A 20,502-nucleotide genomic window follows, 5' to 3' on the forward strand; every position below is an offset into this window, starting at 1 on the left:
GGCACTGAGCGACTTGCCGGGCACGCTCCGGAACAGGTGCGACCAAGCCGCGTGACACGGACACTCAGTGCCACGGCTCCGGGAAGCGCCGTCACCACATTCCTCCGCCGCCACAGGCGGACCACCGCCCCGGCACGGTCCACACAGCAAGGACCACTGTCGGACAGCACAAACGGTCGCCGAGCCAGACAGGCCGACGTCCGCTCCAGGGAAGGACCCTTCGTGAGCGACACCACCGATCTGATGGGCGCACGTGTCGAGGAGACCGCTGCCGCGCCCGCCACGGACGCCTCCGCGCCTGCCAGCGGTGCCGGCTCCCGGCGGCGCCGCGGTACCGGCCTCGAGGGCATGGTGCTGGCCGAGCTGCAGCAGGTCGCCTCGGGCCTCGGTATCAGGGGCACCGCGCGGATGCGCAAGAGCCAGCTGATCGAGGTCATCAAGGAAGCGCAGGCAGGTGGGGGCGCCGCTCCGGCCGCGAAGGCCGAGACCGCCACCGAGACCAAGCCGAAGCGCCGGGCCACCTCCAAGGCCCGTACCGGCGACGACGCCGCTCCCGCCGCCGCGAAGAAGGCGGCCGCGAAGTCCGAGGCCGCCGCCGACAAGGCCGTGGCCCAGCAGCAGATCGACATCCCCGGCCAGCCGGCCGGCGGCCCCTCCCGCGCGAGCGCGGCCGAGCGTGGGGCAGACGCCGAGCGTGGGGGAGACGACGCTCCCGCGGAGCGTCGCCGTCGCCGCGCCACCGCCGAGGCAGGCAGCCCCGAGACGATCGTCGCCGAGGCGAAGAGCGAGCCGAAGGCCGAGGCGTCCGCGCCGCAGGCGCAGGGCGAGGCCAAGGGCGGCGACGACGGTGGCGAGGGCCGCCGTCGGGACCGTCGTGAGCGCGGCCGTGACCGCGACCGCGGTGACCGCCGCAAGGGCGACGACCAGCAGGGCGGCCAGGGTGGCGGCCAGCAGCGTCAGGACCGCCAGCAGCAGCAGAGCGGCGGCGGTGGTCGTCAGGACCGCCAGGACCGCCAGCGCGACAACGGCCCGCAGGACGACGACGACTTCGAGGGCGGCCGCCGTGGCCGTCGCGGCCGCTACCGCGACCGCCGTGGCCGTCGTGGCCGTGACGAGATGGGCGGCCCCGAGCCGCAGCTCGCCGACGACGACGTCCTGATCCCCGTCGCGGGCATCCTGGACATCCTCGACAACTACGCCTTCATCCGTACGTCGGGCTACCTGCCCGGCCCCAACGACGTGTACGTCTCCCTCGCCCAGGTCCGCAAGAACGGTCTGCGCAAGGGTGACCACGTCACCGGTGCCGTGCGTCAGCCCAAGGACGGCGAGCGCCGCGAGAAGTTCAACGCGCTGGTCCGACTGGACTCCCAGAACGGCATGGCGCCCGAATCCGGGCGCGGGCGGCCGGAGTTCAACAAGCTGACGCCGCTGTACCCGCAGGACCGCCTCCGCCTGGAGACGGACCCGGGCGTCCTCACCACCCGCATCATCGACCTCGTCGCGCCGATCGGTAAGGGCCAGCGCGGTCTGATCGTGGCCCCGCCGAAGACCGGCAAGACCATGATCATGCAGGCGATCGCCAACGCGATCACGCACAACAACCCCGAGTGCCACCTGATGGTCGTCCTGGTCGACGAGCGTCCGGAAGAGGTCACCGACATGCAGCGGTCGGTGAAGGGCGAGGTCATCTCCTCGACCTTCGACCGCCCGGCCGAGGACCACACCACGGTCGCCGAGCTCGCCATCGAGCGCGCCAAGCGCCTCGTGGAGCTGGGCCACGACGTCGTCGTGCTGCTCGACTCGATCACGCGTCTGGGCCGTGCGTACAACCTCGCCGCCCCGGCCTCCGGCCGCATCCTGTCCGGTGGTGTCGACTCGACCGCCCTGTACCCGCCGAAGCGCTTCTTCGGTGCGGCCCGCAACATCGAGGACGGCGGCTCGCTGACCATCCTCGCCACCGCGCTGGTGGACACCGGGTCCCGCATGGACGAGGTCATCTTCGAGGAGTTCAAGGGCACCGGCAACGCGGAGCTCAAGCTCGACCGCAAGCTCGCCGACAAGCGCATCTTCCCGGCGGTGGACGTGGACGCGTCCGGCACCCGTAAGGAAGAGATCCTGCTCGGCAGCGACGAGCTCGCCATCACCTGGAAGCTGCGTCGCGTGCTGCACGCGCTCGACCAGCAGCAGGCGATCGAGCTGCTTCTCGACAAGATGAGGCAGACCAAGTCGAACGCCGAGTTCCTGATGCAGATCCAGAAGACGACGCCGACGCCGGGCAACGGCGACTGACGTCAGTCCTCCGAAGGGCCGCTCCTGTCTGCTTCAGGGGCGGCCCTTTCTGCTGCTCTCACCGGGCGGGATACGATCACGCTCTTCGGTCATTCATTCGACCGCGAACTCATGATCCCTAGGGGGGGACTACTCACGTGGGTACACCCATGTCCGGTGGCGGTGGCCGGCACAGACGCCGGATACGGATCGCCCTGCCCGTCGGCGCGGCCGCCGTGGCCGCGGCCGTGGCCGCCGCGCTGCTGACGTCGTCCGCGGGCGCCACCACGGGCTTCACGCCGAAAGCACCGGCCAGGACCGCCGTCGCCGAGCCCTCGCTCGCCGAGCTGAAGCAGCGCATCGCCGCCGCCATGGCCGGTGACGACGTCCCCGGCGGCACGACGACACGGACGTCGTTCGCGGGTGACACCACCACCGGCACCAGCACTGGCACCGGCACGGTCGACCCGAAGATCATCGGCGGGACCACGACCACCATCACCAGCGCCCCGTGGATGGCGCAGCTCTGGTACACCGACAACCAGGGCACGACCGACGAGAGCGACGACACCGGCTTCTTCTGCGGCGGCGCCGTGATCTCGCCGACGAAGATCCTCACCGCCGCGCACTGCGTGAAGGGCTACGACTGGACCGCCGGCAGTGCCGTCGTGACCGGCACCTCCCAACTGCCTTCGGGGGGCGACCTGCACGGCGGCACAGCCAAGGGCGTGCTGCGGCAGTGGTACCACCCGGACTACAGCTCCCGGACCCTCAGCAACGACATCGCGGTCCTCACCCTGACCGGCCCGATCAAGGCCACGCCGATCCGCATGACGACGTCCGGCGACACCGCCTCGTACGCGGCCGGCACCAGTGCCAAGGTCTACGGCTGGGGCCGCACGAGCTCCACCAGCGAGAACATCTCCGAGACCCTGAAGACGGCCACGCTGCCGATCCAGTCCGACGCCACCTGCGCCGGCTACTACGGCGCCGACTTCGTCAAGGGCCCCATGGTCTGCGCCGGCAAGCCCGCCACCGGCAGCGACACCGGCACCACCTCCGCCTGCAACGGCGACTCCGGCGGCCCGCTGGTCGTGAACAACCGGATCGTGGGCGTCGTCTCCTGGGGTGTCACCGACTGTGTGAAGAAGGGCGCCTACAGCGTCTTCACCAAGGTCAGCAAGATGGTCGGCGCCGCCTACCCGCGGGTCGACGACACCAACCTGAGCCTCGACCACAAGGCCGACCTGTGGGTGCGCAACGCCTCCACCAAGACCGGCTACGAGAAGGACTCCAAGGGCACCTCCTTCGGCGCCCGCCAGTCCTGGGGCAACTGGAGCGGCGTCAACGTCGTCCTGCAGACCGACCTCAACCGGGACGGCTACCAGGACTTCGTCTACCGGGTCGCCTCCACCGGCGACGTCTACTGGTGGCGCTACGTCCCGGCCACCGAGAGCTGGGCCGACCCCAAGAAGATCTTCGGCGACTGGAAGTCCCGCACCCGGATCGTCGCCCCCGGTGACGTCACCGGCGACTACCTGGCCGACCTGCTGTCGGTCGACTCCGCCGGCGCGCTGTGGATCTACCCGGGCAAGGGCGACGGCACCTTCGGCGCCCGGGTGAAGGTGAGCTCCGGGTGGAACCAGTACAACTCCCTGCGCGGCCACGGTGACTTCAGCGGTGACGGCAAGACCGATCTGATCGCCCGCGCCTCGAACGGCGCCGTGTACCTGTACAAGGGCACCGGCAAGTCCGGCTCCGGCGCCTTCTCCACCCGGGTCAAGGTGCGCACCTGGAGCAGCACCACGTACAACGCCTTCGACGCGGTCGGCGACGTGAGCGGCGACGGCAAGGCCGACTTCCTGGCCCGTACGCCCGGCGGCACGCTCTATCTGTACAAGGGCACCGGAAAGGCCACGAGCGAGATCTTTGCCACAAGGATCTCCGTCGGGACCGATTTCAAGCAGTACGACATCTTCGGCTGAAATCGCTGGTGAGCGGGGTTCGCCCCGAATAGCCCCGTTACGCGCTGTGGCCACCGCTTCACAGGGTGGCCACAGTGCGTTGTGCAACCCTTTCCCGGGTTTCGCCGTCTGACCAGGCGGAGCGACGATGGCGCGGTACGGGTCGCTTCGGCCACGCCTGACCCTGAAAGCAGGGGGTAACCGACCGAGGAGACAAGAGGAGCACATGTCCGCCGAGAGCACGCCGGAGCCCGGTATACCGGGTGCGTCCGGCCCAGCGGGTGAGCCCGGCACCGCCGGCCGCCACCGAGCCAAGGGCAGTCGCCGAAAGCCCCGGGCCAAGCGCAAGGGCCTCCTCGTGACGGCCTGGACCGCCGCCGGCATCGTCGTCCTCGGCGGCACCGGAGCCGGCTACCTCTACTTCAAGCTCAACGGCAACATCAAGAGCGTCAACATCGACCAGGCCCTCGGCAGCGCCCGGCCGACGAAGGTCGACAACGGCTCCGAGAACATCCTCGTCCTCGGCTCGGACACCCGCGCCGGCAGCAACAAGAAGCTCGGCGGCGGCGCCGACGACGGCAGCGCCCGCTCCGACACCGCGATGATCGTGCACGTCTACAAGGGCCACAAGAAGGCAAGCGTGGTCTCCATACCCCGCGACACCATCATCGACCGCCCCGAGTGCACCGACACCAAGGGCGAGACGCACGACGCCGCGTCCGGCGTGATGTTCAACTCCGCCTACTCGACCGGGGGCGCCGCCTGCGCGGTGAAGACCGTCGAGAGCATCAGCGGCATCCGCATGGACCACTACCTCGAGGTCGACTTCAGCGGCTTCGAGAAGATCATCGACGAGCTCGGCGGCGTCAAGGTCACCACGACCAAGGACATCAAGGACGACGACAGCCACCTCGACCTGAAGGCCGGCACGCACCAGCTCGGCGGTGAGCAGGCCCTCGGCCTGGTCCGCACCCGGCACGGCGTCGGCGACGGCTCCGACCTCGGCCGCATCCAGCTCCAGCAGGCCTTCATCAAGGCACTGATCAACCAGGTCAAGAGCATCAACCTGTTCGGCGACGGCACCAAGCTGTACGACCTCGCCAACACCGCCACCAAGGCCGTCACGACCGACTCCGACCTGGGCTCGATCAACTCGCTCATGTCCTTCGCCGGCGGGCTCAAGAACATCAGCGCCTCCCACATGCACATGGTCACGATGCCGGTCCAGTACGACCCGGCGGACCCGAACCGGGTGATCGTCAGGGAGGCCCAGGCCAAGCAGGTGTGGAACGCCCTGGAGAACGACAAGGCGATCCCGAAGTCGGCCACCGAAGGCACGGCCACCGGTGACGCCAAGGGAGTCGTGAGCGCCGGTTAGAGGTGTGCGACCGCACCCGTGGGCGGCTCCGTCGCGTGAGCGCGATCAGCCCCCACCGGCCCACGGGGAATACCTGACCCCCGCCCCCGGTTTTGGGGGATGGCCCCAGTCCTGGCAGACTGGTACGTCGGCTCCGGTTCACGCCTCCGCATCCCGCGGCTGCGACCCGGCGCCCTCCCGAAACTAGGAGACACCTTGAAGCGCGACATCCACCCCGAGTACGTCGAGACGCAGGTCAGCTGCACCTGTGGCGCGTCGTTCACCACCCGGAGCACCATCGACTCCGGCACCATCCGTGCCGAGGTCTGCTCCGAGTGCCACCCGTTCTACACGGGCAAGCAGAAGATCCTCGACACCGGTGGCCGTGTGGCCCGCTTCGAGGCCCGCTTCGGCAAGGCCGCCGGCTCCAAGAAGTAGCGAGCCCCATTTCGCCGGTCCACGGTCGCGCCCCTTCACCGGGCGCACCGGGACCGGCGTTTTTGGTCGCCCGCCTTCCCTTTCACCCGCAGTAACAGGAGCCCTGAGATGTTCGAGGCCGTCGAGGACCTCGTCGGTGAGCACGCCGACCTGGAGAAGAAGCTGGCCGACCCGTCGGTCCACGCCGACCAGGCCAACGCGCGCAAGCTGAACAAGCGGTACGCCGAGCTCACCCCGATCGTCGCCACGTACCGCTCCTGGAAGCAGACCGGTGACGACATCGAGACCGGGCGCGAGTACGCCGCCGTCGACCCGGACTTCGCCGCAGAGGTCAAGGACCTGGAGAAGCAGCGCGAGGAGCTGACCGAGAAGCTGCGCCTCCTCCTCGTCCCGCGTGACCCCAGCGACGACAAGGACGTCATCCTCGAGATCAAGGCGGGCGCGGGTGGCGACGAGTCGGCCCTGTTCGCCGGCGACCTGCTGCGGATGTACCTGCGCTACGCCGAGCGGGTCGGCTGGAAGACCGAGATCATCGACGCCACCGAGTCCGAGCTGGGCGGCTACAAGGACGTCCAGGTCGCCGTGAAGACCAAGGGTGGCCAGGGCGCCACCGAACCCGGCCAAGGCGTCTGGGCCCGCCTCAAGTACGAGGGCGGCGTGCACCGCGTGCAGCGTGTGCCCGCGACCGAGTCCCAGGGCCGTATCCACACCTCCGCCGCCGGTGTCCTCGTGACCCCCGAGGCCGAGGAGGTCGACGTGGAGATCAACCCCAACGACCTCCGCATCGACGTCTACCGGTCCTCCGGGCCCGGTGGCCAGTCCGTCAACACCACCGACTCCGCCGTGCGCATCACGCACGTTCCCACCGGAGTCGTCGCCTCCTGCCAGAACGAGAAGAGCCAGCTGCAGAACAAGGAGCAGGCGATGCGTATCCTGCGCTCCAGGCTGCTCGCGGCGGCGCAGGAGGAGGCGGAGCGGGAGGCCGCGGACGCCCGCCGCAGCCAGGTCCGCACCGTCGACCGCTCCGAGAAGATCCGCACCTACAACTTCCCGGAGAACCGCATCTCGGACCACCGCGTCGGCTTCAAGGCGTACAACCTGGACCAGGTCCTGGACGGCGACCTCGACGCGATGATCCAGGCCTGCGTCGACGCGGACTCGGCCGCCAAGCTCGCGGCCGCGTAAGAGGCGTACCCACGCTCCAGTACGACACGGAGGACTTGCGTGAACCTGCTGCTCGCAGAGGTGGCCCAGGCCACCCAGCGGCTGGCCGACGCCGGCGTGCCCTCGCCGCGCAACGACGCGGAGGAGCTCGCCGCGTTCGTGCACGGCGTGAAGCGGGGCGAGCTGCACTCCGTGAAGGACTCGGACTTCGACGCCCGCTACTGGGAGGTCATCGCCCGGCGTGAACAGCGCGAGCCGCTGCAGCACATCACCGGGCGGGCCTTCTTCCGGTACCTGGAACTCCAGGTCGGGCCAGGCGTGTTCGTGCCGCGTCCCGAGACGGAGTCCGTGGTCGGGTGGGCCATAGACGCCGTACGGGCCATGGACGTCGTGGAGCCCTGCATCGTCGACCTCTGCACCGGCTCCGGCGCCATCGCGCTCGCCCTCGCCCAGGAGGTCCCGCGCTCCCGCGTGCACGCCGTGGAGCTGTCCGAGGACGCCCTGAGGTGGACGCGCAAGAACACGGAGGGGTCCAGGGTCGACCTGCGTCAGGGCAACGCCCTGGACGCCTTCCCCGACCTCGACGGCCAGGTCGACCTGGTCATCTCCAACCCGCCGTACATCCCGCTCACCGAATGGGAGTACGTCGCACCCGAGGCACGGGACTACGACCCCGAACTCGCCCTGTTCTCGGGGGAGGACGGCCTCGACCTGATCCGCGGCATCGAACGCACCGCACACCGGCTCCTTCGCCCGGGCGGTGTCGTCGTCATCGAGCACGCCGACACCCAGGGCGGCCAGGTGCCGTGGATCTTCACCGAGGAGCGGGGCTGGGCCGACGCGGCCGACCACCCCGACCTCAACAACCGCCCCCGCTTCGCGACCGCCCGCAGGGCGACGCCGTGAACGCCCCCCAGACCGTTTCCCGGAAGTACGTGTACTTCGTGTACGAGGAGGCCCGCTAGACATGGCTCGGCGATACGACACCAATGACGCGACCGACCGCACGACCGGTCTGCGCGAGGCCGCGTCCGCCGTCCGCCGTGGCGAGCTCGTGGTGCTGCCGACCGACACGGTGTACGGCATCGGCGCCGACGCGTTCTCCTCGGAAGCGGTGTCGGACCTCCTGGAGGCCAAGGGCCGGGGCCGCAACATGCCCACCCCTGTCCTGATCGGCTCCCCGAACACCCTCCACGGTCTCGTCACGGACTTCTCCGAGCTGGCCTGGGAGCTCGTCGACGCCTTCTGGCCGGGCGCGCTCACCCTCGTCGCCAGGCACCAGCCGTCGCTGCAGTGGGACCTGGGCGACACCCGGGGCACCGTCGCCGTGCGCATGCCGCTGCACCCGGTCGCCATCGAGCTGCTGACCGAGGTCGGCCCGATGGCGGTCTCCTCGGCGAACCTGACGGGCCACCCGGCGCCGGAGGACTGTGACGCGGCGCAGGAGATGCTCGGCGACTCGGTCTCCGTGTACCTGGACGGCGGCCCGACCCCCGGCAACGTCCCGTCGTCGATCGTCGACGTCACCCGCGAGGTACCGCTGCTGCTGCGCGCGGGTGCGATCTCGGCCGACGAGCTGCGCAAGGTCGTACCCGACCTCGAGGTGGCGAATTGACGGCCCCTGACGCGGGGCGTGGCATAGGCAACGGGGAAGAGACAGGGACCTTCGGGCTCCCCATGAACAACTTCCGGATCCTCCACGTCAGCACCGGCAACGTGTGCCGCTCGCCGATCACCGAGCGGCTGACCCGCCATGCCCTGGCGGACCGGCTCGGCGACCCGCTGTGGGGCGGGCTGATCGTGGAGAGCGCCGGCACCTGGGGCCACGAGGGCGCGCCCATGGAGGCCAACGCGGAGACCGTGCTGGCCGACTTCGGCGCGGACGCCTCCGGCTTCACGGGCCGCGAACTGCTCGACGAGCACGTCATCATGGCCGACCTGGTCCTGACCGCGACCCGCGACCACCGCGCCCAGGTCATCTCCATGGGCCACTCGGCGGGCCTGCGCACCTTCACCCTGAAGGAGTTCACCCGCCTGGTGAAGGCGATAGACCCCGCGACCCTGCCGCCCCTGGAGGACGGCATGGTCGCCCGCGCCCGGGCCCTGGTCCGCGCCGCGGCGGCTCTACGCGGGTGGCTCCTGGCCCCCACGGCCGAGGCGGACGAGGTCTTCGACCCCTACGGCGCCCCGCTGCCGTTCTTCCGCTCCATCGGGGACGAGATAAACCAGGCACTGGACCCGGTGGTCACGGCGTTGACGGGCGTGCCCGCGCGCACCTGACGAGGGCGCGGGCACGGCCGGTGGTGCGGGGACGCGTCGGGGGTGTCCCCGCAAGGGCGTAACAGCCGAGCACCCCACGCGTCCCGGGCCTACATTGGTCGTACGTCACCGTCGACGCCCGGAGCCCACCATGTCGGTCACCCACGCCCCCGAGACCGCCGACGCCCTGCTGCGGCAGGACCCCGAGCTGGCCGAGATCCTGCTCGGGGAGCTCGACCGGCAGTCGACGTCGCTGCAGCTGATCGCCGCCGAGAACTTCTGCTCGCCGGCCGTCCTGGCGGCCCTCGGCTCGCCGCTCGCCAACAAGTACGCCGAGGGGTATCCGGGCGCCCGGCACCACGGCGGCTGCGAGATGGTCGACGTCGCCGAGCGGATCGCCGTGGAGCGCGCGAAGGCGCTCTTCGGGGCCGCGCACGCCAACGTGCAGTCCCACTCCGGCTCGTCGGCCGTGCTGGCCGCGTACGCCGCCCTGCTGCGCCCCGGCGACACCGTCCTGGCCCTCGGCCTGCCCTACGGCGGCCACCTCACGCACGGCTCCCCGGCCAACTTCTCCGGCCGCTGGTTCGACTTCGTGGGCTACGGGGTGGACGCCGAGACCGGGTTCATCGACCACGAGCAGGTCCGCACCCTCGCCCGTACGCACCGGCCCAAGGCGATCGTCTGCGGGTCCATCGCCTATCCCCGGCACATCGACTACGCCTTCTTCCGGGAGGTCGCCGACGAGGTGGGCGCGTATCTGATCGCGGACGCCGCCCATCCCATCGGGCTCGTCGCCGGGGGAGCGGCGCCCAGTCCGGTGCCGTACGCCGATGTGGTGTGCGCCACCACCCACAAGGTGCTGCGCGGACCGCGCGGCGGCATGATCCTGTGCGGCGCGGACCTCGCCGAGCGGGTCGACCGGGCCGTCTTCCCGTTCACGCAGGGCGGTGCGCAGATGCACACCATCGCCGCCAAGGCGGTCGCGTTCGGCGAGGCGGCGACCCCGGCCTTCACGGCGTACGCCCATCAGGTGGTGGCCAACGCCCGGGTGCTGGCGGCAGCGCTCGCCGCCGAGGGGCTCGTCATCACCACCGGCGGCACCGACACCCATCTCGTGACGGCCGACCCGGCGCCTCTCGGCGTCGACGGGCGCTCCGCCCGCGGCCGTCTCGCCGCCGCGGGGATGGTGCTCGACTGCTGTGCGCTGCCGCACGCGGACGTCCGTGGCCTGCGGCTGGGCACCGCGGCCGTGACCACCCAGGGGATGGGGGAGGCGGAGATGGTGAAGATCGCCGTACTCTTCGCGGGGGTGCTCAGAGGCGAGGTGGACAGCCAGCGGGCCCGTGAAGAAGTGCGGGAGCTGGTCGGTGGATTTCCGCCCTATCCCGCCTGAGCGGGGGTAGACGCACCAGGGTGCACAGCCACTCGTGCAACCATCGTCGCTACCCGGAAGTCCCCACTCGTAAGCGTCCGTCGCTAGGGTGTGGGGCTGAGATGGCCAGCGAGACCTGTGGGGAAGCCCGTGCGTGAATACCTGCTGACGCTCTGCATCACGGCCGCGGTGACGTATCTGCTGACAGGGCCGGTACGGAAGTTCGCGATCGTGGCCGGAGCGATGCCGGCGATCCGGGCCCGTGACGTGCACCGGGAACCGACGCCGCGGCTCGGCGGTATCGCCATGTTCTTCGGACTGTGCGCGGGGCTGCTGGCCGCCGACCACCTCACCAACCTCAACCAGGTCTTCGCCAAGTCCAACGAGCCGCGGGCGCTGCTCTCCGGGGCGGCGCTGATCTGGCTGATCGGTGTGCTGGACGACAAGTTCGAGATCGACGCCCTGATCAAGCTCGGCGGCCAGATGATCGCCGCGGGCGTGATGGTCATGCAGGGTCTGACGATCCTGTGGCTGCCGATCCCGACCGTGGGCAACGTCGCGCTGACCCAGTGGCAGGGCACCCTGCTGACGGTCGCGCTCGTCGTCATCACCATCAACGCGGTGAACTTCGTCGACGGCCTCGACGGCCTCGCCGCCGGCATGGTGTGCATCGCCTCGGCCGCGTTCTTCCTGTACGCCTACCGCGTCTGGGTCTCGTACGGCATCGAGGCCGCCGCCCCGGCCACGCTGTTCTCGGCGATCCTGATGGGCATGTGCCTCGGCTTCCTGCCGCACAACATGCACCCCGCGCGGATCTTCATGGGCGACTCCGGTTCGATGCTCATCGGTCTGGTGCTGGCGGCCGGCGCGATCTCCATCACCGGGCAGGTCGACCCGGACGCGCTGAAGCTGTTCGCCGGGTCCGAGAAGGCGGCGGTGCACCAGACGGTCCCCGTCTACATCCCCCTGCTGCTGCCGCTGACGATCATCGCGATCCCGGCCGCCGACCTGATCCTGGCGATCGTGCGCCGTACCTGGCGCGGCCAGTCGCCGTTCGCGGCGGACCGCGGGCACCTGCACCACCGGCTGCTGGAGATCGGGCACTCGCACAGCCGGGCGGTCCTGATCATGTACTTCTGGTCGGCGCTGATCGCCTTCGGCGCGCTCGCCTACTCGGTGAACTCGGCGTCCATGTGGATCGTGCTGGGCGTGGTCTTCCTCAGCGCGATCGGGCTGATCCTGCTCCTGCTGCCCCGCTTCACGCCGCGCACCCCGCGGTGGGCCGAGCACTTCGTGCCGCCGCGCTACCGCCGCCGCCGGGCCGAGGCGGAACCCGCGGCCGTCACGGAGCCGGCCGCGTCCGAGGAGGGCACCCCTCTCGAGGAGGAGCCGCGTACCCCGGTCGCCGCCGGGGTGGCCGGCGTCAACGGGGCGACCGCCCTCGGTGCCCGTTCGCACCTCCTGGACCGGGGTAAGGCCGAGTCGTCGCGCTGACGCCCAAGGTAAGAATCTGACTAAAGCATTGCCAACGCGTGGGGGTTGGGCAGGGGAGCAAACTTCCCCAATACCAGACAACCCGGTCGCGTTCCTGCACAGACGGGCAGGTTCACTCTCATGTGTGACAGTGGGCACACCCACTTGGTAAAGACCGCATCAAATAGTTTGTGATACGGTTCACGAGAACCCGGGGTAGAGCCGAAGGACCGCAGTGCGACGGTCCCTTGGCGTGTGGCTCACGCTCAGCCCGGGTCTACGCTCGTCCATGACGACACCCCTGCCCCCCTGCGAAAGCGGAGTTGCCGCCATGCCGTCCAACGACGTCCGGATCCTGCTCCAGGCTGCTGTGCCCACAGCTGCCGTCGGCGCTGTTGCCGCCGTCGTCAGTGGTGTGGTCGCCGGCGGCAAGGGGGCGATCGGGGCGATCGTGGCCGCGGTGGTCGTCATTCTCTTCATGGGGATCGGCCTCTACGTTCTGCAGCGCACTGCCAAATCGCTTCCGCACCTGTTCCAAGCGATGGGTCTGATGCTCTACACGGCGCAGATCCTGCTGTTGTTCATCTTCATGGCCGCCTTCAAGGACACGACGCTGTTCAATCCGAAGGCCTTCGCGGTCACTCTGCTTGTCGGCACACTGGCCTGGATCGCCGCTCAGGCGTGGGCCCACATGAAGTCCAAGATCCTCTACGTCGAACCCGATTCGAGCACCCCCGAGAAGGGCGAGAAGCCCGAAAAATCAGGGCACTCGTCGTGAGGGATAGGGTCGGGATAAAGGCGTCTGAGATCTCCTGCTATCGTCCGGTGCCAACTGCGGCATCGCGGGCGCGGGCATCCGAGCTGACGCCTGCTCAATCGCGAGGCGAGATGCCCCACAGCCGCCCCCACATCCGTAACACCAGTCCCGTGCCGAACCGCGGTGGTACACCGCGCCGACACAACGAGGTTGCCGTACCCATGCGTCACGCTGAAGGAGCCCGCGGTGAGTGCTGACCCGACGCAGGTGCTCGCCTTCGAGACCGACTGCCACATCTTCGACGGATGTGGCTTCCCGGCCCCCGGCCTGCACTCGTTCCTGTTCGAGCCCATCTGGGGCCACCAGGACGACGCCGTCTACTTCAACAAGACGATGCTGCTGGCCCTGCTCGGCTCGGTCATCATCATCGGCTTCTTCTGGGCCGCTTTCCGTAAGCCCAAGGTCGTCCCCGGCAAGCTGCAGCTGGTTGCCGAGGCCGGCTACGACTTCATCCGCCGTGGTGTCGTCTACGAGACCATCGGCAAGAAGGAAGGCGAGAAGTACGTCCCTCTGGTCGTCTCGCTCTTCTTCTTCATCTGGATGATGAACCTCTGGTCGATCGTTCCGATCGCCCAGTTCCCGGTGACGTCGATCATTTCCTACCCGTTGGTCCTGGCGCTGATCGTCTACATCCTCTGGGTCTCGTTGACGTTCAAGCGCCACGGTTTCGTCGGCGCCTTCAAGAACTTCACCGGTTACGACAAGTCGCTCGGTGCGGTGCTGCCGCTGTCGATGACGATCGAGTTCTTCTCGAACCTGCTCGTCCGTCCCTTCACGCACGCCGTCCGACTCTTCGCGAACATGTTCGCGGGCCACACGCTGCTGCTGCTCTTCACGATCGCCAGCTGGTACCTGCTGAACGGCATCGGCATCGCCTACGCCGGTGTCTCGTTCATCATGGTCATCGTCATGACGGCCTTCGAGCTCTTCGTTCAGGCCCTTCAGGCGTACGTCTTCGTGCTCCTGACGTGCAGCTTCATCCAGGGCGCGCTCGCCGAGCACCACTGAGCACGCACGCCCTTACACACCCCTGAAGACGTCCGGTGGCCAACCCCCACCGGTCCTTGAAAGAGAAGGAAGAACTGGCATGTCTACTCTTGCCGCTGTCACCGGTGACCTCAAGGCTCTCGGCTCCATCGGCTACGGTCTCGCCGCCATCGGCCCCGGCGTCGGCGTCGGCATCATCTTCGGTAACGGCACCCAGGCCCTGGCCCGCCAGCCCGAGGCTGCCGGCCTGATCCGTGCCAACCAGATCCTGGGCTTCGCCTTCTGTGAGGCGCTCGCCCTGATCGGTCTGGTTATGCCGTTCGTCTACGGCTCCTGATCGCTTCAGGCTGACGACCAGCAACCCAGACGAAAGGCAACGACATGAGCCACCTGCTCATTCAGATGGCGGCTGAGGGGGAGACCGAGAACCCCCTCATCCCGCCGATCCCCGAGCTCGTCATCGGCCTCATCGCCTTCGTCATCGTCTTCGGCTTCCTTGCCAAGAAGCTCCTCCCGAACATCAACAAGGTTCTGGAAGAGCGCCGCGAGGCCATCGAGGGCGGTATCGAGAAGGCCGAGGCCGCGCAGACCGAGGCCCAGAGCGTCCTCGAGCAGTACAAGGCCCAGCTCGCCGAGGCCCGTCACGAGGCCGCGCGGCTGCGCCAGGAGGCGCAGGAGCAGGGTGCCGCGCTCATCGCCGAGATGCGTGCGGAAGGCCAGCGGCAGCGCGAGGAGATCGTCGCCGCCGGTCACTCCCAGATCGAGGCCGACCGCAAGGCCGCCGCGTCCGCGCTCCGTCAGGACGTCGGCTCGCTGGCGACCGAGCTGGCCGGCAAGCTCGTCGGTGAGTCCCTCGAGGACCACGCCCGGCAGAGCCGTGTGATCGACCGCTTCCTCGACGACCTCGAGGAGAAGGCCGAGGCCACCCGATGAACGGAGCGAGCCGCGAGGCCCTGGCAGCCGCACGCGAGCGTCTCGACGCGCTGACGGACTCCACGTCCGTGGACGCCGGCTCGCTCGCCGACGAGCTGGCCGCCGTCACCGCGCTGCTCGACCGCGAGGTGTCGCTGCGTCGGGTCCTGACCGACCCGGCGCAGCCCGGCGAGGCCAAGGCCGAACTGGCCCAGCGCCTGCTCGGCTCCCAGGTCAGTGGCGAGAGCGCCGACCTGGTGTCCGGCATGGTGCGTTCCCGCTGGTCGCAGTCGCGCGACCTGGTGGACGCGCTGGAGGAGCTGGCGGCCCTCGCCGACCTCACCGCCGCGCAGAAGGCGGGCACGCTCGACAGCGTCGAGGACGAGCTGTTCCGGTTCGGCCGGATCGTCGCCTCGAACACCGAGCTGCGCGCCGCGCTGACCGACCGCAAGGCCCCGGCCTCGGCCAAGGGCGAGCTGCTGCGCAGCCTGCTCGGCAGCCGGACCGCCGCGACCACCGAGCGTCTGGTGACGCGCCTTGTGACCCAGCCGCGGGGACGTAGCCTGGAAGCGGGCATCGAGTCCCTGTCCAAGCTCGCCGCCGAGCGCCGGGAGCGCATGGTGGCGGTCGTCACCTCGGCGGTACCGCTGAGCGACCCGCAGAAGCAGCGCCTGGGCGCGGCCCTCGCGAAGCTCTACGGCCGCCGGATGCACCTCAACCTCGACGTGGACCCCGAGGTCCTCGGCGGGATCCAGGTGCAGGTCGGTGACGAGGTCATCAACGGTTCCATCGCGGACCGGATCGAGGACGCGCGCCGCCGCCTGGCGAGCTAGCAGCAAACTTCATAGCAGTACGTACTTATTACGGCCCATGTTGGGCCGTGCAGAAGAATCCTGGGGGTCGCCCCCAGACCCCCAAAGTGAAACTTCGGGCCCAACAAGGAGAGCAGGGAACCCAGATGGCGGAGCTCACGATCCGGCCGGAGGAGATCCGGGACGCGCTGGAGAACTTCGTCCAGTCGTACCAGCCGGACGCGGCCTCGCGCGAGGAGGTCGGTACGGTCACCGTCGCCGGCGACGGTATCGCCAAGATCGAGGGCCTGCCCTCGGCCATGGCGAACGAACTGCTGAAGTTCGAGGACGGCACCCTCGGTCTCGCGCTGAACCTCGAAGAGCGCGAGATCGGTGCGGTCGTCCTCGGCGAGTTCAACGGCATCGAGGAGGGTCAGCCGGTCACCCGCACCGGCGAGGTCCTGTCCGTGGCCGTCGGCGAGGGCTACCTCGGCCGCGTTGTCGACCCGCTCGGCAACCCGATCGACGGTCTCGGCGAGATCGAGACCAGCGGCCGACGCGCCCTCGAGCTGCAGGCTCCGGGCGTCATGGCCCGTAAGTCGGTGCACGAGCCGATGGAGACCGGCTACAAGGCCGTCGACGCGATGACCCCGATCGGCCGTGGCCAGCGTCAGCTGGTCATCGGTGACCGCCAGACCGGCAAGACCGCCCTGGCCGTCGACACGATCATCAACCAGCGTGACAACTGGCGCTCGGGCGACCCGAAGAAGCAGGTCCGCTGCGTCTACGTCGCCATCGGTCAGAAGGGCTCGACCATCGCCTCCGTGCGTGGCGCCCTCGACGAGGCCGGCGCGCTGGAGTACACGACCATCGTCGCCGCCCCGGCGTCCGACCCGGCCGGCTTCAAGTACCTGGCGCCGTACACCGGCTCGGCCATCGGCCAGCAGTGGATGTACGAGGGCAAGCACGTCCTGATCATCTTCGACGACCTGTCGAAGCAGGCCGACGCCTACCGCGCCGTGTCGCTGCTGCTGCGCCGCCCGCCGGGCCGTGAGGCCTACCCGGGTGACGTCTTCTACCTGCACTCCCGTCTGCTGGAGCGCTGCGCGAAGCTCTCCGACGAGCTGGGTGCCGGTTCGATGACGGGTCTGCCGATCGTCGAGACCAAGGCCAACGACGTCTCGGCGTTCATCCCGACCAACGTCATCTCCATCACCGACGGCCAGTGCTTCCTGGAGTCGGACCTGTTCAACGCCGGTCAGCGCCCCGCGCTGAACGTCGGTATCTCCGTCTCCCGAGTCGGCGGTTCCGCGCAGCACAAGGCGATGAAGCAGGTCTCCGGCCGTCTGCGTCTGGACCTCGCCCAGTTCCGTGAGCTGGAGGCGTTCGCCGCCTTCGGTTCCGACCTGGACGCCGCGTCGAAGTCGCAGCTGGAGCGCGGTCAGCGCCTGGTCGAGCTGCTCAAGCAGGCTCAGTACCAGCCGATGCCGACCGAGGACCAGGTCGTCTCCGTCTGGGCCGGCACCACCGGCAAGATGGACGACGTACCGGTCGCCGACATCCGTCGCTTCGAGAAGGAGCTCCTGGAGTACCTGCACCGCAAGGAGCAGGGCCTCATGACCTCCATCAAGGAGGGCGGCAAGATGTCCGACGACACGCTGACGGCCGTCGCCGACGCCATCACCGAGTTCAAGAAGCAGTTCGAGACCTCGGACGGCAAGCTGCTCGGCGAGGACGCTCCGTCCGTCAACGTCTCCAAGTGACGTAGGAAGGGACCTGACTCATGGGAGCCCAGCTCCGGGTCTACAAGCGTCGCATCCGATCCGTCACCGCGACCAAGAAGATCACCAAGGCGATGGAGATGATCGCCGCCTCGCGCGTCGTCAAGGCGCAGCGCAAGGTGGCGGCCTCCACGCCGTACGCGACCGAGCTCACCCGCGCGGTCACGGCGGTCGGCACCGGTTCGAACACCAAGCACCCGCTGACCACCGAGGCCGAGACGGCGACCCGTTCCGCGGTGCTGCTCCTCACGAGCGACCGCGGACTGGCCGGCGCCTTCAACGCCAACGCCATCAAGGCGGCGGAGCTGCTCACCGCCCGCCTCGAGGCCGAGGGCAAGGAGGTCGACACGTACATCGTCGGCCGCCGCGGTCTGGCCCACTACAACTTCCGCGAGCGCAAGGTCGTGGAGTCGTGGTCGGGTTTCACCGACGAGCCCACCTACGCGGACGCGAAGAAGGTCGCGGGTCCGCTGATCGAGGCCATCGAGACGGACACGGCCGAGGGTGGTGTGGACGAGCTCCACATCGTCTACACCGAGTTCGTGTCGATGATGACGCAGACGGCGATCGACAGCCGTCTGCTGCCGCTGCGCCTCGAAGAGGTCGCCGAGGAAGCGCCCCAGGGTGAGATCCTTCCGCTGTACGACTTCGAGCCGTCGGCTGAGGACGTCCTCGACGCCCTGCTGCCGCGGTACGTCGAGAGCCGTATCTACAACGCGCTGCTCCAGTCGGCCGCCTCCAAGCACGCCGCCACGCGCCGCGCGATGAAGTCGGCCACCGACAACGCGGGAGAGCTCATCACCACGCTCTCCCGACTTGCCAACGCGGCCCGCCAGGCCGAAATCACCCAGGAAATCAGCGAGATCGTCGGTGGCTCCGCAGCCTTGGCCGACGCGACCGCGGGGAGTGACAGGTAATGACGACGACAGTTGAGACGGCCGTTGCCACGGGCCGCGTCGCCCGGGTCATCGGCCCGGTCGTCGACGTGGAGTTCCCCGTCGACGCGATGCCGGAGATCTACAACGCTCTGCACGTCGAGGTGGCCGACCCGGCCCAGGACGGTGCGAAGAAGACGCTGACCCTGGAGGTCGCCCAGCACCTGGGTGACGGCCTGGTCCGCACGATCTCGATGCAGCCCACCGACGGTCTGGTCCGCCAGGCCGCCGTCACCGACACCGGTGCCTCCATCACGGTGCCGGTCGGCGACTTCACCAAGGGCAAGGTGTTCAACACCCTCGGTGAGGTTCTGAACACCGACGAGCGCTACGAGGGTGAGCGCTGGGGCATCCACCGCAAGGCCCCGAACTTCGACGAGCTCGAGTCGAAGACCGAGATGTTCGAGACCGGCGTCAAGGTCATCGACCTTCTCACCCCGTACGTCAAGGGTGGAAAGATCGGTCTGTTCGGCGGTGCCGGCGTCGGCAAGACGGTGCTCATCCAGGAGATGATCTACCGCGTCGCCAACAACCACGACGGTGTCTCCGTGTTCGCCGGTGTCGGCGAGCGCACCCGTGAGGGCAACGACCTCATCGAGGAGATGTCCGAGTCGGGCGTCATCGACAAGACCGCTCTGGTCTTCGGCCAGATGGACGAGCCCCCGGGCACCCGTCTGCGCGTGGCCCTCGCCGGTCTGACCATGGCGGAGTACTTCCGCGATGTGCAGAAGCAGGACGTGCTGTTCTTCATCGACAACATCTTCCGCTTCACGCAGGCCGGCTCCGAGGTCTCGACCCTGCTCGGCCGTATGCCCTCCGCGGTGGGTTACCAGCCGAACCTGGCCGACGAGATGGGTCTCCTCCAGGAGCGCATCACCTCGACCCGTGGTCACTCGATCACCTCGATGCAGGCGATCTACGTCCCCGCGGACGACCTGACCGACCCGGCCCCGGCCACCACCTTCGCCCACCTCGACGCGACGACGGTTCTCTCCCGTCCGATCTCCGAGAAGGGCATCTACCCGGCCGTGGACCCGCTGGACTCCACGTCCCGCATCCTGGACCCCCGCTACATCGCGGCGGACCACTACGCGGCCGCGATGCGCGTCAAGTCGGTCCTTCAGAAGTACAAGGACCTTCAGGACATCATCGCGATCCTCGGTATCGACGAGCTGGGCGAGGAGGACAAGCTCACCGTCCACCGCGCCCGTCGCGTGGAGCGCTTCCTGTCCCAGAACACCCACGTCGCCAAGCAGTTCACCGGCGTCGACGGGTCGGACGTCCCGCTGGACGAGTCGATCGCGGCCTTCAACGCGATCATCGACGGTGAGTACGACCACTTCCCGGAGCAGGCGTTCTTCCTGTGCGGTGGCATCGAGGACCTCAAGGCCAATGCCAAGGAGCTGGGCGTCTCCTGAGCCTCGCGCTCTTGAAGAGGGGCGGGCGCGTCCCGCCCCTCTTCGTACGCCCACTAGACTTGTAACCAACACCCGGCCAAACCGCCGGGTGGTGACCCGAGGAGCCACCTTGGCTGCTGAGCTGCACGTCGCGCTGGTCGCGGCCGACCGAGAGGTCTGGTCCGGCGAGGCCACCCTGGTCGTCGCGCGCACCACGTCCGGCGACATCGGCGTCATGCCCGGTCACCAGCCGCTGCTCGGTGTGCTGGAGTCGGGCCCGGTGACCATCCGTACGAGTGAAGGTGCGACGGTCGTCGCCGCGGTGCACGGCGGTTTCATCTCGTTCGCCGACAACAAGCTGTCGCTGCTGGCCGAGATCGCCGAGCTTTCGGACGAGATCGACGTCCAGCGCGTGGAGCGCGAGCTCGAGCGCGCGAAGGCGGAGGGCGACGCCACCGCCGAGCGCCGGGCGGACGTACGACTGCGTGCCGCGGCGGCGAGCTGAACCAGCGCCGACGCGTCACGCGATGACGTCACTCAGCCGCGGCTGGAACCGGAGCGATCCGGTACCGGTCGCGGCTGAGGCA

At 69.0% G+C, this 20,502-nt stretch carries 19 protein-coding genes; all 19 read left to right on the plus strand.

Going from position 1 to position 20,502, the window contains the following annotated elements; genetic code table 11:
• Positions 1-222: 222 nt before the first annotated feature.
• The gene (gene rho, locus AQJ84_RS14135; protein WP_053191714.1) at positions 223-2,289 is read left to right on the plus strand and encodes a transcription termination factor Rho; all 2,067 of its coding nucleotides are present in this window, start codon (positions 223-225) and stop codon (positions 2,287-2,289) included.
• 149 nt (positions 2,290-2,438) lie between these two features.
• Entirely contained in the window at positions 2,439-4,253 is a 1,815-nt protein-coding gene (locus tag AQJ84_RS14140; RefSeq protein WP_030042687.1) for a trypsin-like serine protease, read from the plus strand.
• A gap of 205 nt (positions 4,254-4,458) precedes the next feature.
• Positions 4,459-5,610 (plus strand): LCP family protein, encoded by a 1,152-nt coding sequence (locus AQJ84_RS14145; protein ID WP_030042686.1) that lies wholly within the window; start codon positions 4,459-4,461, stop codon positions 5,608-5,610.
• A 195-nt stretch (positions 5,611-5,805) separates the two neighbouring features.
• Positions 5,806-6,027: a 50S ribosomal protein L31 gene (rpmE, locus tag AQJ84_RS14150; protein ID WP_030042685.1), complete on the plus strand. Its 222-nt coding sequence runs from the start codon at positions 5,806-5,808 to the stop codon at positions 6,025-6,027.
• Between the two features lie 108 nt (positions 6,028-6,135).
• Entirely contained in the window at positions 6,136-7,212 is a 1,077-nt protein-coding gene (prfA, locus tag AQJ84_RS14155; protein ID WP_030042684.1) for a peptide chain release factor 1, read from the plus strand.
• Positions 7,213-7,251: 39 nt separating this feature from the next.
• Positions 7,252-8,097 (plus strand): peptide chain release factor N(5)-glutamine methyltransferase, encoded by an 846-nt coding sequence (prmC, locus tag AQJ84_RS14160; protein WP_030042683.1) that lies wholly within the window; start codon positions 7,252-7,254, stop codon positions 8,095-8,097.
• A 61-nt stretch (positions 8,098-8,158) separates the two neighbouring features.
• On the plus strand, positions 8,159-8,806 hold the full coding sequence (locus tag AQJ84_RS14165) for an L-threonylcarbamoyladenylate synthase (protein ID WP_030042682.1): 648 nt from the start codon (positions 8,159-8,161) through the stop codon (positions 8,804-8,806).
• On the plus strand, positions 8,803-9,471 hold the full coding sequence (locus tag AQJ84_RS14170) for an arsenate reductase/protein-tyrosine-phosphatase family protein (RefSeq protein ID WP_053191713.1): 669 nt from the start codon (positions 8,803-8,805) through the stop codon (positions 9,469-9,471). The genes AQJ84_RS14165 and AQJ84_RS14170 overlap by 4 nt, the downstream gene beginning before the upstream one ends.
• A gap of 130 nt (positions 9,472-9,601) precedes the next feature.
• Positions 9,602-10,843: a serine hydroxymethyltransferase gene (locus AQJ84_RS14175; RefSeq protein ID WP_030042680.1), complete on the plus strand. Its 1,242-nt coding sequence runs from the start codon at positions 9,602-9,604 to the stop codon at positions 10,841-10,843.
• A 129-nt stretch (positions 10,844-10,972) separates the two neighbouring features.
• Complete coding sequence (locus AQJ84_RS14180; protein WP_030042679.1) at positions 10,973-12,316, plus strand: MraY family glycosyltransferase; 1,344 nt, start codon at positions 10,973-10,975, stop codon at positions 12,314-12,316.
• Between the two features lie 310 nt (positions 12,317-12,626).
• Positions 12,627-13,073: a hypothetical protein gene (locus tag AQJ84_RS14185; RefSeq protein ID WP_030042678.1), complete on the plus strand. Its 447-nt coding sequence runs from the start codon at positions 12,627-12,629 to the stop codon at positions 13,071-13,073.
• A gap of 210 nt (positions 13,074-13,283) precedes the next feature.
• On the plus strand, positions 13,284-14,120 hold the full coding sequence (gene atpB / locus AQJ84_RS14190) for a F0F1 ATP synthase subunit A (protein ID WP_078632177.1): 837 nt from the start codon (positions 13,284-13,286) through the stop codon (positions 14,118-14,120).
• 79 nt (positions 14,121-14,199) lie between these two features.
• Positions 14,200-14,436 carry an ATP synthase subunit c family protein gene (locus AQJ84_RS14195; RefSeq protein WP_030042676.1) on the plus strand — a complete coding sequence of 79 codons (237 nt, stop codon included), beginning with the start codon at positions 14,200-14,202 and terminating at the stop codon, positions 14,434-14,436.
• Positions 14,437-14,480: 44 nt separating this feature from the next.
• The gene (locus tag AQJ84_RS14200) at positions 14,481-15,032 is read left to right on the plus strand and encodes a F0F1 ATP synthase subunit B (RefSeq protein ID WP_030042675.1); all 552 of its coding nucleotides are present in this window, start codon (positions 14,481-14,483) and stop codon (positions 15,030-15,032) included.
• The gene (locus AQJ84_RS14205; protein WP_053191709.1) at positions 15,029-15,844 is read left to right on the plus strand and encodes a F0F1 ATP synthase subunit delta; all 816 of its coding nucleotides are present in this window, start codon (positions 15,029-15,031) and stop codon (positions 15,842-15,844) included. The genes AQJ84_RS14200 and AQJ84_RS14205 overlap by 4 nt, the downstream gene beginning before the upstream one ends.
• A gap of 125 nt (positions 15,845-15,969) precedes the next feature.
• Positions 15,970-17,565 carry a F0F1 ATP synthase subunit alpha gene (gene atpA / locus AQJ84_RS14210; RefSeq protein ID WP_053191707.1) on the plus strand — a complete coding sequence of 532 codons (1,596 nt, stop codon included), beginning with the start codon at positions 15,970-15,972 and terminating at the stop codon, positions 17,563-17,565.
• A 20-nt stretch (positions 17,566-17,585) separates the two neighbouring features.
• Positions 17,586-18,500, plus strand: a complete 915-nt coding sequence (locus tag AQJ84_RS14215) for a F0F1 ATP synthase subunit gamma (RefSeq protein WP_030042674.1) — start codon at positions 17,586-17,588, stop codon at positions 18,498-18,500.
• Positions 18,500-19,936, plus strand: coding sequence for a F0F1 ATP synthase subunit beta (gene atpD, locus AQJ84_RS14220; protein WP_030042673.1), 1,437 nt, complete (start codon positions 18,500-18,502; stop codon positions 19,934-19,936). The genes AQJ84_RS14215 and atpD overlap by 1 nt, the downstream gene beginning before the upstream one ends.
• Positions 19,937-20,045: 109 nt before the next feature.
• Positions 20,046-20,420 carry a F0F1 ATP synthase subunit epsilon gene (locus tag AQJ84_RS14225; protein ID WP_030042672.1) on the plus strand — a complete coding sequence of 125 codons (375 nt, stop codon included), beginning with the start codon at positions 20,046-20,048 and terminating at the stop codon, positions 20,418-20,420.
• Positions 20,421-20,502 lie beyond the last annotated feature (82 nt).

The sequence above is a fragment of the Streptomyces resistomycificus genome, from assembly GCF_001514265.1.
GTDB lineage: Bacteria > Actinomycetota > Actinomycetes > Streptomycetales > Streptomycetaceae > Streptomyces > Streptomyces resistomycificus.

Excerpts from the sequence above, each read along its gene's own strand:
- AQJ84_RS14140 (WP_030042687.1), top strand. The coding sequence starts at position 2,439 with ATGTCCGGTGGCGGTGGCCGGCACAGACGCCGGATACGGATCGCCCTG.
- AQJ84_RS14145 (WP_030042686.1), top strand. The coding sequence starts at position 4,459 with ATGTCCGCCGAGAGCACGCCGGAGCCCGGTATACCGGGTGCGTCCGGC.
- prfA (WP_030042684.1), top strand. The coding sequence starts at position 6,136 with ATGTTCGAGGCCGTCGAGGACCTCGTCGGTGAGCACGCCGACCTGGAG.
- AQJ84_RS14165 (WP_030042682.1), top strand. The coding sequence starts at position 8,159 with ATGGCTCGGCGATACGACACCAATGACGCGACCGACCGCACGACCGGT.
- AQJ84_RS14175 (WP_030042680.1), top strand. The coding sequence starts at position 9,602 with ATGTCGGTCACCCACGCCCCCGAGACCGCCGACGCCCTGCTGCGGCAG.
- AQJ84_RS14185 (WP_030042678.1), top strand. The coding sequence starts at position 12,627 with ATGCCGTCCAACGACGTCCGGATCCTGCTCCAGGCTGCTGTGCCCACA.
- AQJ84_RS14195 (WP_030042676.1), top strand. The coding sequence starts at position 14,200 with ATGTCTACTCTTGCCGCTGTCACCGGTGACCTCAAGGCTCTCGGCTCC.
- AQJ84_RS14200 (WP_030042675.1), top strand. The coding sequence starts at position 14,481 with ATGAGCCACCTGCTCATTCAGATGGCGGCTGAGGGGGAGACCGAGAAC.
- AQJ84_RS14205 (WP_053191709.1), top strand. The coding sequence starts at position 15,029 with ATGAACGGAGCGAGCCGCGAGGCCCTGGCAGCCGCACGCGAGCGTCTC.
- atpA (WP_053191707.1), top strand. The coding sequence starts at position 15,970 with ATGGCGGAGCTCACGATCCGGCCGGAGGAGATCCGGGACGCGCTGGAG.
- AQJ84_RS14215 (WP_030042674.1), top strand. The coding sequence starts at position 17,586 with ATGGGAGCCCAGCTCCGGGTCTACAAGCGTCGCATCCGATCCGTCACC.
- atpD (WP_030042673.1), top strand. The coding sequence starts at position 18,500 with ATGACGACGACAGTTGAGACGGCCGTTGCCACGGGCCGCGTCGCCCGG.